Consider the following 14,765-nt stretch of genomic DNA (forward strand, 5'->3'; position numbering starts at 1 on the left):
ATGTCAGCCCCCGCCATCAGCCCGATGTCAGCCGGACAGTTCCCCCGCCCGCCGACGGGCCGCGGCCACGGCCTCCCGCATCAGCGCGCCGAGGCCGTCCGGCCGCATCAGCACCTCGAGGGCCGCCGCGGTCGTGCCGCCGGGCGACGTGACGTTGCGGCGCAACTCCGCCGCCTCGGCCGGGCTGGCATCGAGGAGCGCGCCGGCCCCCGCCACGGTCGCCCGGGCGAGGCTGCGGGCGACCTCAGGTTCCAGGCCGGCCGCGATGCCGGCCTCCGCCAGGGTCTCGGCCAGCAGGAAGACGTAGGCCGGTCCGGAGCCCGAGACCGCCGTCACCGCGTCGATCTGCGCCTCGTCGGTGAGCCACGCCACCGCGCCGTTCGCGGCGAGCAGCGCCTCGGCGGCCGCCCGCTGCGCCGGGGTGACCTCGGGGCTCGCGCAGGCGCCGGTGGCGCCCCGGCCGATGCTCGCCGGGAGGTTGGGCATCGCCCGGACGATCGCGCGCGCCCGCGGCAGCCGGCCGCGGAGATCCGCGACGGTCTTGCCGGCCAGGATCGAGACGAGGAGCGTGTCGCGGCCGATGAGCCGGTCGAGCCCGGGGGCCGCCGTGTCCAGGCCCTGCGGCTTGATCCCCAGGACCAGGACGGCGCCGGGCTCGGGGTCGGTCGGGTTCAGGGCGATGCCCCGCTCGGTGCAGAGATCCACGATCGGGCGCGCGGGCACCGGGTCGACGATGGTGGTGCGGCGCGGGTCGAGGCCCGCGTCCAGCCAGCCCGCCAGCATCGCGCCGCCCATCTTGCCGGCCCCGGCCAGGACCAGGGAGGCGGGCATCCGCGCCGTCGAGGCGCCCGGCCCGGTCACGCCTCGCCTTCGGTCTCGAACAGGACGGCGTCGAGGGCCTCGCGGGCGCTCTTGCCGGCCCAGAGGACGAACTGGAACGCCTGGAAGTAGCGCTCGCAGGCGTCGACCGCCGTCCTCATCATGGTGGCGCATTGCGGATGGGTCGGGACGGCGCCGCCGGTCAGCAGCAGCGCGTGCCGGAACATCACCACGCTGTCGGTCGTCCAGAGGTCGAAGTGGCCGACCCAGAGCTGCTCGTTGATCAGGGCGATGAGGCGCATCACCTCGGTGCGCTGCCGCTCCGGCACCTTGAGGTCGAAGGCGCAGGCGACGTGCAGCGCCTCGACGTCCTCGATCCACGTGAAGGCGACGTTGTAGTCGGTCCAGCGACCGGGGCTCGTGACCGACATCTCGTCGGTCTCGGCCCGGTCGAAGATCCAGTCGCGCAGGGAGGCCAGCCGCTCGACGACGTCGAGCGGATGCTCGTTCCGGTCCGGGTCGTGGAAGTCGACGTTGAGAAGCGGCATGACGATCCAAATGGACGGCCCGGACGAGATCCGGCCCGACGTGGCGGTGACGCGAAACCGGAGCGCGAGAACACTCCGAGAACTTGAACGACCGGCAGATCTAGGCCGGCGGTGATGCGATCGACTGTCGAAGCTCTGCGGACATCGCCCCGCTGCCCCCGAATCACCCTATGCCCGACTATAGACCGGCCGTGACTCGCGACACAAAGTGCAGGTCACATTCAGTGAACAGGAAACCGGATCGTCGACGCCGCTTCCTGTGTAAAAGCCCGCGGCGTTGCCGCGGAGACTCAGACCACCTCGCTTAGGCCCGCGGCGCCCGCTCCGGCGCTGCCGGCTCGCGCCTCCAGGGCCGCCACGCGGGCCGTCAGGGCCTCGTTCTGCGCCTGCAGCTGGGTCACGAGGTCGCGGAGCACGTCGAGCTCCTCGCGCGAGGCGATGTCGAGGTCGCGGACGACGCGCTCGAGCTGCGCCCGGACCACGGTCTCGGCCTCGCGGCGGACGCCCTGGGCGGCGCCGGCGGCGTCGGTCATCAGGCGGGCGAGGTCGTCGAACAGTCGATTGGAGGGGGGCATCGGGGTCTCCCGGATCGGCCGGCTGCCGCGGCGGCCGCCTGACGGCGCGATTCGAGCCGACGAGATAGGAATCTTCGCGATGGGGAGCAACGCCCGGCCCGGTCCGGGACCGAGCGGGGAGGCGGAGCAGGGCCGTCGAGGCCCGCTCCGCCGACGCCATCACATGTGGCGCATCATGCGGCGGTGCATGCGGCGATGCATCATCCGGCGCTCCATCCGGCGGTGCATCATGCGACGCTCCATGCGCCGGTGCATCATGCGGCGCTCCATCGGGGTCAGGCGGACGTGGGTCACCGCGTCGGGGGCCGCGACGGCGCCGGGCATCGCGGGGGCCGCCGAGGCCGGCTGGACGAGGGCGGCGCCGCCGAGGGAGGCCAGCACGGCGAAGGCGAAGGTCAGTTTCCTCACGAGGAGACTCCAGTTCTCTGAAGGCCGGGCTCGGCGCCCGGTTCATCCTCCCGGATGGGAGGTGCGGAGAGTCGTCTCGTGCCGGGGGACGGCACGGCGGGCCTGCGAGGACCCGCCGCCATCAACTTTCGATTTAGAGATTCGTTTCCTCGAACGCCTTCACCCACTCGGCGCAGATGCCCGAGCGGACGATGTCGTTGCGGGTGAACTCCACCACCGGGATCGGCATCATCCGGCTCTTGACCATGTGCATGACGGTGCGCAGGCCCGAGGTCTCGCGGAGATCCGTCTGCGAGACGTCGCCGTTGATGATGACCTGGCAATCGTCGCCGATTCGGGTCAGGAACATCTTGATCTCGTTGATCGTGGTGTTCTGCGCCTCGTCCAGGATCACGAGGCAGTTCTTGAAGGTCCGGCCGCGCATCACCTCGAAGGGGACGATCTCGATGTCGCCGGTCTTCAGGGCGATCTCGAAGGCGGCGGCGCCCATGCGCTCCTTCATGGCCTCGGTGAGCGGGGCGACCCAGGGGGCGATCTTCTCTTCCAGGGTGCCGGGGAAGTAGCCCAGCGACCGGCCCGAGGGCACGTTCGGGCGGGTGATGACGACCTTGGCGATGCGGCGCTGGCGGAGCTGGTCCGCCGCGCGGGTGCCGGCGATGAAGGTCTTGCCGGTGCCGGCGGGCCCCAGGACGATGACCTGCGGCGAGCGGGCGAGGGCGTCGAGGTACTCGGCTTGGCGCTCGGTGAGCGGTTGGATGGGAGCGAGATTGCGTTCTTCGTCGAAGCGTGTGCGATGAATGCGGGACGTGCGGTCTTCAACCAGTTCAAGTCGTGCGCGGCGTCTCTTCATGGATGTACACTCCAACGGGACTTGCCAACCTGGATCTGTATCTGAACTGCCGTTTACCTGCGTGCTCCCGGGTCTACTCGTTTGCGGAACTTAATACCGGCCCCAGGCCGAAGGTTCCGCCCCGCGCTCGTCCGCCTGTGGAGAGCGTCACGACGTTTCGTGCGCGGCCGAATACGCGATGCAACTGACGCACCATCGCGATTCGCGCCCGACGATTGCGCGTCGGGTGTGACTAAGGGGTGACGGTCGGTCGAGAGGCTTCGGAAAAGCCGCGCGGCTGGCGCGGATGCATCAGGTTCGGGACGGTGGTGTCGCGGTGACGCGGCATCCGGCACGATCGCGATCCTCCCCGCCCGCACGGGCGAAGCCGGCCGACCCTGCCGCCCTGACACGTCCGGGCTTGGTCGGCGGGACTAGCTCGATCCGGCCTGGACGAAGCTGTCGAGGACCATCTTCCGGCCGGCCTTGTCGAAGTCAACGGTCAGCTTGTTGCCGTCGACCGCGGCGACCGTTCCGGGGCCGAACTTGGTGTGGAAGACCCGCTGGCCGGCCTGGAAGGCCGAGGGCGCGCCGGTCGACTTGGCGATCAGCTCGCCCTCGATCTGGCGCGGACCGCCCGCTTGGCCGCCGGACCGGCCGCCCGGGGTCGCCGCGCGGAAGCCGCCCGCGGCGCCGAACCCGGACCGGCCGCCCGGCGCGGTGTTGGCCTGCGCCCGCTGCCAGCCCGGCGTGCCGTAGCTCGACCCGAACGGCGCCGGGTTGCGGTCGAACCGCGAGGCGCCGGCGGAGAAGTGGGCGGGGGCCTCGACCACGTCGACCGCCGTCTCGGGCAGCTCGTCGATGAACCGGGACGGGATGGTCGAGGACCAGAGCCCGTGGATGCGCCGGTTGACCGCGAAGGACAGCTTCGCGCGCTTGCGCGCCCGGGTCAGGCCGACATGGGCGAGGCGCCGCTCCTCCTCCAGGCCCGCCCGGCCGCTCTCGTCCAGCGCGCGCTGGTTCGGGAACAGGCCGTCCTCCCAGCCGGGAAGGAACACGGTGTCGAACTCGAGCCCCTTGGCGGCGTGGAGCGTCATCAGCGAGACCCGCTCGGCGCCCTCGGCCTCGGAGGCCTCCATCACCAGGGAGACGTGCTCCAGGAAGGCCGCGAGGTCGGGGAACTCCTCCATGGAGCGGACGAATTCCTTCAGGTTCTCCAGCCGGCCGGCGGCGTCGGCGGAGCGGTCCTTCTGCCACATCTCGGTGTAGCCGGACTCCTCAAGGATGGTCTGCGCGACCTCGCTGTGCGGCTGCGATTCCACGAGCCGCGCCCACCGCGAGAAACTCTCGGTGAGCGCCCGCAGGGTGGAGCGGACCCGGGGCTTCAGCTCGTCGGTCTCGCACAGGCGCTCCGCGGCGATCCGCAGCGGCAGCCGGTTGGCGCGGCCGTAGGTGTGGAGCTGCTGCAGGGTAGCGTCGCCCAGGCCGCGCTTCGGCGTGTTCACGATCCGCTCGAAGGCGAGGTCGTCGCTGACGTTCACGGTGGCGCGCAGGTAGGCCAGCGCGTCGCGGATCTCGGCGCGCTCGTAGAAGCGCGGGCCGCCGATGACCCGGTAGGGCAGCCCGAGCTGGACGAACCGGTCCTCGATCTCGCGCATCTGCGCGGAGATCCGCACCAGCACGGCGATCTCCGACAGGGGGTGCTGCTTGGACTGGAGGGATTCGATCGACTCGGCGAGCATCCGCGCCTCCTCCTCGGAATCCCACGCGCCCGTGACGGTGACGCGCTCGCCCGGCTCGTCGTCGGTGCGCAGGGTCTTGCCGAGGCGGCTCTCGTTCTTGGCGATCAGCCCGGAGGCGGCGGCCAGGATGTGGCCGGTGGAGCGGTAGTTGCGCTCCAGCCGCACCACCACCGCGCCCGGGAAGTCGTGCTCGAAGCGCAGGATGTTGTCGACCTCGGCGCCGCGCCAGCCGTAGATCGACTGGTCGTCGTCGCCCACGCAGGCGATGTTCTTCCGGGCCTGCGCCAGCAGGCGCAGCCACAGGTACTGGGCGACGTTGGTGTCCTGGTACTCGTCGACCAGGATGTAGCGGAACCGGTCCTGGTAATTGGCCAGGACGTCGGGGTTCTCCCGCCAGAGCTTGAGGCAGAGCAGCAGGAGATCGCCGAAATCGACGGCGTTCAGCGTCGCGAGCCGGGCTTGGTAGGCCGTGTAGAGGGCGCCGCCCTTGCCGAACGCGAAGGCCGCGGCCTCGCCCGGGGGCACCTGCTCGGGGCCGAGGCCGCGGTTCTTCCAGCCGTCGACGGCGTGCGACAGGGCCCGGGCCGGCCAGCGCTTCTCGTCGACGTTCTGGTCGGCGATGACCTGCTTCATCAGCCGGAGCTGGTCGTCGGTGCCGAGGATGGTGAAGTCGGATTTGAGCCCGACCAGCTCGGCGTGGCGGCGCAGGATCTTGGTGCCGATGGCGTGGAAGGTGCCGAGCCAGGGCATGCCCTCGCCGGCCGGCCCGATCAGCGCGCCGATCCGGTGCTTCATCTCCCGGGCGGCCTTGTTGGTGAAGGTCACCGCCAGGATGTCGAAGGGACGCGCCCGCCCGGTGGCGATCAGGTGGGCGATGCGGGTGGTCAGCACCCGGGTCTTGCCGGTGCCGGCGCCGGCCAGCACCAGGACCGGGCCCTCCGTGGTCTCGACGGCGCGGCGCTGCTCGGGGTTCAGCCCCTCGAGGTAGCCGGCCGCCTCGCGGCGGAGGGCGCCCATGGCGCGGGCGGCGATGGACGTGGCGGGCGCGCCGTCCCCGGCGGCCTGCGGATGCGGACGGTTCTGCATCCCGCTTCCCTGGACCAAATCGCGAACGGCGTCGAGGCCGTTCGCGCCGCGGAGGGGGGCGGAGCCGTGAAACGCGGCTGTCCGCGCCGGGACGATCCGGGGTCTGCAGGCGCGCGCCGCCTGCCCCTCGGCGGCCGCGGATCGGCACGTGTGCGACCGGGGGCCGCCAGCGGCGGAGCGCGACGAGCCCCCTCTCCTCCACGGGAGAGGGGACCCGCGCCGGGTCCGGAGGCCGCAGGCCCGGCGTGCCGCGAGCCGCTCCCGACCGTGGCATCGCCGCTGGCGCCCCCGGCGGCTTATCGTGCTATGGCCGTGGCGACTGACTCGCGGGGGCACGCGGGGCACGGCGGCCCGGTGAGGTCGCGGCCTCGCGCAGAGATGGTGCGGAACGGGACCATTGCGTGATCTTCTGACCGCGCTGGCGTGCGCCGTCATCCTGGTTCTCGTGGCGGCGCTCGCGGTTCCGCCCTTCGTCGACTGGCAGGCCCATCGCGGGCTCGTCGACCGGGCGCTCGCCCGGTCCCTCGGCGTGCCGGTCCGGACCGACGGCCGGATCGAGGTCCGCCTGCTGCCGTCGCCGCGGCTGCGCGTGGACCGCCTCCACCTCGGCACCGATCCGGACCGCCCGAGCCTGGATGCCCGGTTCGTCAAGGCCGAGATCGCCCTCGCGCCGCTCCTGAAGGGCGAGTTCCGCTTCACCGAGACCCGGATCGGCCGGGCCGAGATCAAGCTCCCGGTCGCCGGCCCGGACACGCTGAAGCTGCCGCCCGATTTCGGCGGAGCCCTGCGCGACCGCGACCTCGCCATCGAGAACCTGCAGATCCAGCAGTTCCTCGTCACCACGCAGGTCCCCGCCACCGGGCGGACCGACCAGCTCTACGTCCAGGACCTCCGCCTGCAGGCGCCGGCCCTGGTCGGGCCCTGGCGGATCGAGGGGACGAGCGGCGGCATCCCGTTCCGAGCGGTCAGCGGCACGCCGGGGCCGGACGGGCGCCTCGCCGCCAAGATCTCGGGCGGCGGCGACGCGGCGCCGCGCTTCGAGGCGGACGCGCGGTTCGGCCTCGCCCCTGCCGAGGCCGGCGGCACCCAGGTCGAGGCCGAGGGCTCCGCCCGCCTCGTCGTCGGGCCGCCGACCCAGGCGGCCGGCGCCTACCTGCCGTTCTCGCTGGCCGGCACCTTCAAGGCCCGGGGCACGCAGGTGCGGTTCGAGGCCATCGACCTCGCCATCGACCCCGGCGGCCGGGCCCTGCGGCTCGGCGGCACCGGACGGCTCGACCTGCGCCAGTGGCGCGCCGGTCTGACCCTGGACGCCCGCCGCCTCGACCTCGACGCCTTCCTGGCCTCGGCGGAGGGGCAGAACCTGATCGCCCGCGGCCTGCCGCGCTCGGCCGGCAGCCTGCCGGCGATGCTCGACCTCGACCTCACCGTGGGCAGCGCCGTTCTGGGCGGCGAGGACTGGTCGAACCTCGCCCTCACCGGCACCCTGGAGCGGGCCGGCGGCCTGCTGCTGCGCCGCTTCGCGGTGACCGGCCCGGCCGAGTCCACCGTGACGGCGAGCGGGCAGGTCGAGACGGCGCCGCTGCGCTTCTCCGGTCCGGTGGCGCTCGCCGCCCCCGACTCGGAGGCGCTCGGCCGCTACCTCCGCCGCCTCGGCGCCGAGGGGCCGCTCGTCGCGCTCCTCGACGGGCGGAAGATCGAGGCCGCCGCCGACCTGTCGGCCGCCGGCACCGGCCTGTCCCTGCGCAACATGCGCCTGGGCCTCGGGCCGGCGCGGATCACCGGCAACGCCCGCTACACCGCCGCCGAGGGCACCGAGCGCGGCCGGTTCGAGGCCCAGATCCGCGCCACCGGCCTCGACATCGCCGGCCTGCCGCCCCTCGGGACGGCGCTCGGCACCCTGCGCGACACCGACCTCGCCCTGACCCTGGAGGCCAAGGACGTCCGGTTCGGCGCCGCGGGCTCCGGCACCGGCACGATCGCGGCGCGGATCCAGTCGGACGGCGCCGGCCTCACGGTCGACAGCCTCGACGTCACCGACCTCGCCGGCGCCAGCGCCCGGCTGTCCGGGCAGATCGGCGCGGACGGGACCGGCCGCGTCTCCGGGCGCCTGAAGGCGCCGGCGGCGGCGCCCCTGCTCGGCCTGCTCGAGCGGGTCTGGGTGGGCGAGATCCGCCTGCTGCCCGCCTTCCTGCGGGACGCGCCCCTCGACCTCGCCGTCACCCTCGACCGGGAGGGCGGCGCGGCCGCGGCCCTGCGGACCCAGGCCCGGGGCAGCGCCGGTGGCGGCACCCTCGACCTGACGCTCGCGAGCCGCGGCGCGCGGATCGAGGGCGGCACCGCCATGCTCGCGGCGCCGCGGGCCGGGCCGTGGTTCGGCCGCACCGACATCCCGGGGCTCCAGCAGCCCGCCGAGCTGCACCTGACCGCCGAGAGGCCGGACGGCCAGGCCCTCGCCCTGACGGCGAACGGCACGGTCGCGGGCCTGCGGCTCGCCACCGGCCGCCCGATCCTGGTCGGTCCCGACTTCGTCCCGACCGGCGGCACGCTCCGCGCCGACACGGCGGACCTGGCGCCGTTCCTGACGCTGGCCGGCGCCGCGACCCTGGCGCCGGGGGCGTGGCCGGCCGACCTCACCGTCACGCTGTCGCGGCAGCAGGGCGAGGCCGCCGCCGCGCTCGCCGGCACGGTGGCGGGCGCGGGGGTGAACGGGACGCTGCTGCGGGCGGCGGGCGGGGCCCTGCACGGCCGCCTCGCCCTCGACCGGCTGTCGATCCCGCAGCTCGCCGCCGCCCTGGTGATCCCGCCGGGCGCCAACGGCGCGTTCGCGCCGCCGACCGCCCACCCGGCCGTGTCCCTCGACGTCCGCGTCGCCAGCCTGGATCTCGGCCGCGGCCTCGTCGCCACCGACGCGGCCGCCGCCCTCGGCCTCGCCGACGCGGGCCTCACCCTGCGCGACCTGACCGGCAAGCTCGCCGGCGGCCGGCTCGCGGGCTCGGTGACGGTCGCCCGGCCCGGGGCCGGGGCCTCGGTCTCGGGCTCGGGCAGCCTCGACGGCGCGGCGCTCCCGATCCTGGCCGGCGGACCGTTCGGCGGCCGCCTGAGCGCCGACCTGCGCTTCGCCGCCACGGCCGAGACCCTGTCGGGCCTCGCCGACAGCCTCTCGGGCAGCGGCGCGCTCACCCTGACGGACCTGAGCCTGCCCGCGGCCGATCCCGCGGCCCTCGGCCGGGCGCTGGCCCGCGCGGCCGAGATGGACGACCCGCTCCGCGAGGGGCGGCTCCAGGCCCTGGTCACCGAGGAGCTCGCCCGGGGCGGCGCGCAGGCGCGGGGATCCGCCCGGGCCGCCGCCACGATCGTGGGGGGCGTGCTGCGGGCCGGGCCGTTCGACCTCGATCTCGGGCCGGCCCGCTGGGCCGGCACCGTCGGCTACGACCTGCGCGCCGGCCGCCTCGACGTCCGCGGCACGCTCGTGGGCGGCCCGGTGCCCCGCGGCTGGAATGCCGGTCCGCCCGCGGTCCAGTTCGGCCTGACCGGGCCCCTGAGCGCGCCGGAGCGCGCGCTCGACGTCGGCACCCTGTCGAACGGCCTCGCGGCCTTCGTGCTCCAGCGCGAGCTGGAGACGATCGAGCTGACCGAGGCCGACCAGGTGGAGCGTCAGCGCCGCCGCGCCCGGATCGAGATGGACCGCGCCCGCGCGGCGGCCCTCAAGGCCGCGGCCGAGAAGGCCGCCGCCGACAGGGCTGCCGCCGACAAGGCCGCCGAGGAGGCGGCGAAGCGGGTCCGCAATCCGGAGGAGGGGATCGCCCAGCCGCCGGCGCCCGCCGAGGCCCGGCCGTGAAGCCCCGGCCGCGTCCCGACGGGCCGGGGCGACGCGGAGGCCGCGAAGGGGCCGTCCAGAGCCGACGGTGACCCCCGGAGCCCTCCTTCGAGGCTCGCCGGGGCGGGCACCGCGGGATGAGGGCGTGGAAGGGGGCGATCACCCCGAGAGCCTCGGGCGCAGCACCCCGTCGCGGACGCCGCGCCCGCGCGGCGCTCAGGCCTTGCCCACCGCCATGAGCGCGAAGGCGTAGATCAGCGCCACCTCCTCCAGCCGGTCGAACCGGCCGGCGGCGCCGCCGTGGCCGGCCTCCATGTTGATCCGCAGGAGCACCGGCCCGCCGCCCGTCATGGTGGCGCGCAGCCGCGCGACCCACTTGGCCGGCTCCCAGTAGGTCACCCGCGGGTCGGTGAGCCCGCCGAGCGCCAGGATCGCCGGGTATTCCTTGGCGGCGACGTTGTCGTAGGGCGAGTACGACAGGATCGTCCGGAAGGCGGTCTCGCTCTCGCCCGGGTTGCCCCATTCGGGCCATTCCGGCGGCGTCAGCGGCAGCTCCGCGTCCAGCATGGTGTTGAGCACGTCGACGAAGGGCACGTCGGCGACGATCCCGGCGAACAGCTCCGGCGCGAGGTTGGCCACCGCCCCCATCAGCATCCCGCCGGCCGACCCGCCGTGGGCGACGATGCGCTTCTCGGACGTGTAGCGGGCCTCGATCAGCGCCCGCGCGCAGGCGATGAAGTCCGTGAAGGTGTTGGGCTTCTTCTCGCGCTTGCCGTCGAGGTACCAGCGCCAGCCCTTCTCGGTGCCGCCGCGGATATGGGCGATCGCGTAGACGAAGCCGCGGTCGACGAGGCTCAGCAGGTTCGTGCGGAACGCCGCCGGCATCAGCGTGCCGTAGGAGCCGTAGCCGTAGAGCAGCAGCGGCGCGCCGCCGTCGAGGGCGAGGTCCCGGCGATGCAGCAGCGAGATCGGCACCTGCTCGCCGTCGGGCGCGGTGGCGAAGAGCCGCCGGGTCACGTAGGCGGCCGGGTCGTGACCGCTTGGCACCGCCTGCCGCTTGCGCAGGAGCCGGGTGCGGGCCGCGCAGTCGTAGTCCCAGGTCTCCGACGGGGTCGTCATCGACGAGTAGACGAAGCGGATCGTGGCCGTGTCGAAGGCGAGACCGGCCCGCAGGCCGAGGGAGTAGGCCTCCTCGGCGAAAGCGACCGTGTGCTCGGTACCGTCGGCGAGGTCGCGCACGACGATCCGCGGCCTGGCGTTCTCGATCTCCAGCCGGATCAGGTGGCCGGCCAGCAGGTGCAGGTGGCGGATCATCACCCCGGACCGGTGCGGCACGAGGTCGGTCCAGTGGGCGCGGCCCGGATCGTCGAGCGGCGCGGTGACGATCTTGAAGTCCTCGGCGCCGTCCGCGTTGGTGCGGATGAACAGGCGGTCGCCGCGGTGCTCGACCCCGTAGATCAGCAGCGGCGTGCGCGGCTCGACGAGGCGCAGGCGGGCGTCCTGCGCGTGCCGGTCGAGGAGCCGGACCTCGGAGGTCTCGTGGTCGCTCACCGTCACGTCGAGGAAGGCGCCGGACTGCGTCTTGCCGATGTGGACGAAGTAGCCGGCGTCGGCCTCCGTGTAGACGGTCTCGTCCTCGCTCTGCCCCGTGCCGACGCGGTGGCGCATCACCTTGGCGGGCCGGTGGTTGGCGTCGACCGCCACGTACCAGAAGCTCGCGCCGTCCGCGGCCCAGACCGCCTCGCCGGAGGTCGCCTCGACCCGGTCGTCGAGGTCGAGGCCGGTGGCGACGTCGCGCACCCGGATCGTGTAGAGTTCCGAGCCCTTGGTGTCGACGCTCCAGGCGAGGCGGGCGTGGTCGTCGGAATGGACGGCGGCGGCGATCTCGAAGAACGGCAGGCCCTCGCCCTCGCGGTCGCCGTCGATGAGGATCGTCTCGTCCGGGTCCGGCCCCGACTCGGGCACGTCGGGGGCGGTGGCCGGCCGCCGGCAGATCAGCGGGTGCTGCCCGCCCTCGCGGTGGCGCGTGTAGTACGCGAAGGGCCCGTCGGGCTCGGGGACGCCGCTCTCGTCCTCCTGGATCCGCCCGCGCATCTCGGCGACCAGCTGGCGCCGCAGCTCCGCGCTCCCGGCGAGCGCCGCCTCGGCGAAGGCGTTCTCGGCCTTCAGGTAGGCGGCGATGTCGTCCGGCAGCGCGGCCGGGTCCTTCAGGACCGTCTGCCAGTTCTCGGCCTTCAGCCACGCGTAGTCGTCAATGATCTCCTGCCCGTGGACGCTGAAGCGCCGCGGCCGGGCCTCGGCCACCGGCGCGCCGGTCCTGTGAGCGAGCAAGCCGTGGCCGATCTCCGTCATCGTCTCTCCCGTCGGGTCCCGTCGCGCGCGGGTGTCGCGTCCGGGTGAGCGGATGTGTCCCGCCGGGCGCGCGGATGCAAGGCGTCCGGAGGCGGGGCCGGGGCGGGAGCCCTGTGCCGCCGGCCGGGTCGGCGCGGCCGCGGGACCGGCGCCGACCCGTTGCCTCGCGGCATCGGTGGCGCGGGAAACGGCCGGGCCGCGGACGGGATCCGCGCGTCCGGTCCCGCGCCGGAGCGGCGTCCGGAGCCGCGCCGGGGCGGCCGGATCGGGCGGTCTCGGCGGGGACCGCGAACCCGCCAGGGACTTGGCGCAGCGGCCGTTTTCCGCCGCGTCCCGGCACCGGATCGCCCCGGGTGCTGCACAGGTCGTGACAAGTCGAGCCGAGCACAGGCCTGAGATAACCGGCCTGGGATTATCCGGCGCCGCGATCCGTCCGACCTAAAGGGGGATGTGCGGATGGTGGAATGGCCGATTCGATGCATGTTGTGTCTGCGGATTACCGGAAACATCGTACGAAGCGTGGGACAACGGGCGTTCTGGCGGGTGTCGCGGGGGTGCTGAGTCTGCCAGTGGCGGCGGCGGAACTTCCCGATCGGCGAAAATCGCAGCTCATCGAGCACGTGCGGATCTGCTCGGCCTACGGCCAAGCCTTCTTCTTCATCCCCGGCACGGATACCTGCCTGCGCCTCTCCGGCCGCGCGCGCTTCGAGTACGCCTACCAGCCCTCCTACAGCCGCTCAGGCACCGCTGCCGCCACCCCGGGGGATTACAGCGGCTACCAGGGCCGGCTCCGGATCAACCTCGATGCCCGGACCCAGACGTCCTACGGGACCCTGCGCGCCTTCCTGCGCCTCGACGCTGGGAGCCGGACCGGCTTCGCCACCATGCATGCCGGCGCGCTGAACCGGATCGGCGGCGCCTTCCCGGCCCTGGGCGTCGACCAGTTCGGGCGGGCCCAGCAGCAGTTCAACGTCGACAAGGCGTTCATCCAGTTCGCCGGCATCACCGCCGGCCGCGCCTCCTCGTTCTTCGATTTCTACGCCCACGACTTCGAGTTCATCGTCTCCACCATCGGCTCGGACAATCCCTCGACCAACCTCGCCGCCTACACGGCGACGCTGGGCAAGGGGCTGTCCGCCTCGCTGTCGGTGGAGGACCCGATGTTCCGCCGCACGCCGGTCTACGCGTCCCAGAACGCTCCGGCCTCGGCCTTCCCGAACCCCGGCGCGATCCTCTCGCCCGGGAACCCCGTCGCCCCGATCTTCGTCGGGTACGACGCCGCCGGCCGCCCGACCGGCGTGGGCTTCGTGGACACGGTCCAGCGCAGCCGCATGCCCGACCTCGTCGGCGTGCTGCGCTCCGACCAGTCCTGGGGCTCCGCGCAGCTCTCGGGCGCCGTGCACGAGGTCAACCACGGCCTGCTCAGCAGCGTCGCGTTCGCCGGCTCGAACCTGGGCGCGCCGGTCTCGGTGGGCAACAACCGCGCTCCGGCCGGCGGAGCCTCCGCCCTCGGCTGGGCCGTGCAGGGAGGCGTGAAGATCAACCTGCCAGCGATAGCGACCGGCGACACCCTCTACCTCCAGGGCGCCTACGGGGAGGGCACCGCCCTGTATACCGGCCTGCCGGCCTATAACGGCCCCTGGGCGCAGTCGGCCACGGCGGTGCAGGGGGCGGCCTTCTCCCAGTTCTTCAACGACGGCGTCATCAATCCCTTCACCCAGCGCCTCCAGCTGTCGACGAGCTACTCGTTCACGGCGGCGATGCTGCACTACTGGACGCCCGCGGTCCGCTCCGCCTTCTTCGGCTCCTACGGCGCCCTGAGCTTCGCCCGCGGCGCCCGCGCGGCGCAGGGCGCCTATTTCGGCGTGACCGGGACCGGGCCGGGCACCCCCGGGACGCGGTTCTTCGACCTGAGCCAAGTGCTGCGGGACAGCTACCGCTTCGTCGCCGGCGCCAACCTGATCTGGTCGCCGGTGAAGGAGTTCGATATCGGCGTCGAGGCGATCTACACGCGCTACGGGCCCCGGAGCGGCCGCATCCTCGACCTGGGCCGGTATCCCAACCAGAACGCGGCCTACGTCAACAACCCCGCCAACCCGGTCTCGACCGCCCGCCACGTCGACGTCATCCAGGTGCGCGCGCGCGTGCAGCGGGACTTCTGAGGGCGGCCGCGGGCGGCGAGACCGGCTTGGCCGGGAGCCGGTTCCGACCTCGGGCGTTGAACCGCCGGCCGTGGCACCCATCACGGTCGCCGGTTCGATCCCGAGGTGCCGACATGGACGCGATCCCCGATCCGCAGCCCGATCCGCAGGACGATCAACCCGCCGCGGACCTGGAGCGCGTCAACGATATCCTCGCCGTCTGGGCGGCGCGCTCCGCCGCCGAGAGCGACGCGCTGATCGACCGGTTCGAGGCCATGGGGTACGAGGTCCGCGGCAAGTCCGAGGACGAGATCGCCGACGTCCTGCACCGGCCTCCGACGCGCGCCGCCGCGAGATAGCTGTGGGTTGTAGGTAAAAAAGCCTTGAACTTCTAAGTTTTCCTGAGACACTGGGGGCTTCGCACGTCCGTCGTAGCATGCACGGAACA

The 14,765-nt window shown here is 73.5% G+C and carries 10 protein-coding genes; 3 read left to right on the forward strand and 7 right to left on the reverse strand.

Annotation, left to right across the window (positions count from 1 at the left end; translation table 11 throughout):
* Positions 1 to 27 precede the first annotated feature (27 nt).
* The 6 genes from proC to J3A75_RS31290 form a co-directional block, all read right to left on the reverse strand.
* Entirely contained in the window at positions 28 to 831 is an 804-nt protein-coding gene (proC, locus tag J3A75_RS31265) for a pyrroline-5-carboxylate reductase (RefSeq protein ID WP_041372842.1), read from the reverse strand.
* A gap of 26 nt (positions 832 to 857) precedes the next feature.
* Complete coding sequence (locus J3A75_RS31270; RefSeq protein WP_012321857.1) at positions 858 to 1,367, reverse strand: YbjN domain-containing protein; 510 nt, start codon at positions 1,365 to 1,367, stop codon at positions 858 to 860.
* A gap of 290 nt (positions 1,368 to 1,657) precedes the next feature.
* Positions 1,658 to 1,942, reverse strand: a complete 285-nt coding sequence (locus J3A75_RS31275) for an accessory factor UbiK family protein (RefSeq protein WP_012321858.1) — start codon at positions 1,940 to 1,942, stop codon at positions 1,658 to 1,660.
* Between the two features lie 159 nt (positions 1,943 to 2,101).
* Positions 2,102 to 2,350 (reverse strand): hypothetical protein, encoded by a 249-nt coding sequence (locus J3A75_RS31280; protein WP_012321859.1) that lies wholly within the window; start codon positions 2,348 to 2,350, stop codon positions 2,102 to 2,104.
* 133 nt (positions 2,351 to 2,483) lie between these two features.
* Entirely contained in the window at positions 2,484 to 3,200 is a 717-nt protein-coding gene (locus J3A75_RS31285) for a PhoH family protein (RefSeq protein ID WP_012321860.1), read from the reverse strand.
* Positions 3,201 to 3,613: 413 nt separating this feature from the next.
* Positions 3,614 to 6,007 (reverse strand): ATP-dependent helicase, encoded by a 2,394-nt coding sequence (locus J3A75_RS31290; RefSeq protein ID WP_071000258.1) that lies wholly within the window; start codon positions 6,005 to 6,007, stop codon positions 3,614 to 3,616.
* Between the two features lie 397 nt (positions 6,008 to 6,404).
* Here J3A75_RS31290 and J3A75_RS31295 point away from each other — a divergent pair, with 397 nt between their 5' ends.
* Positions 6,405 to 9,845, forward strand: coding sequence for an AsmA-like C-terminal region-containing protein (locus J3A75_RS31295; protein WP_209650904.1), 3,441 nt, complete (start codon positions 6,405 to 6,407; stop codon positions 9,843 to 9,845).
* Positions 9,846 to 10,040: 195 nt separating this feature from the next.
* Here J3A75_RS31295 and J3A75_RS31300 read toward each other — a convergent pair whose 3' ends face one another.
* Entirely contained in the window at positions 10,041 to 12,176 is a 2,136-nt protein-coding gene (locus J3A75_RS31300; RefSeq protein WP_071000260.1) for a S9 family peptidase, read from the reverse strand.
* Between the two features lie 464 nt (positions 12,177 to 12,640).
* Between J3A75_RS31300 and J3A75_RS31305 the strand changes: the two genes are divergently transcribed.
* Together J3A75_RS31305 and J3A75_RS31310 are read left to right on the forward strand one after the other, a co-directional pair.
* Entirely contained in the window at positions 12,641 to 14,338 is a 1,698-nt protein-coding gene (locus J3A75_RS31305) for a porin (protein ID WP_083374416.1), read from the forward strand.
* A 113-nt stretch (positions 14,339 to 14,451) separates the two neighbouring features.
* Entirely contained in the window at positions 14,452 to 14,676 is a 225-nt protein-coding gene (locus J3A75_RS31310; RefSeq protein WP_024828485.1) for a hypothetical protein, read from the forward strand.
* The last annotated feature ends 89 nt before the right edge of the window (positions 14,677 to 14,765 follow it).

The sequence above is a fragment of the Methylobacterium sp. PvP105 genome (assembly GCF_017876975.1).
GTDB lineage: Bacteria > Pseudomonadota > Alphaproteobacteria > Rhizobiales > Beijerinckiaceae > Methylobacterium > Methylobacterium radiotolerans.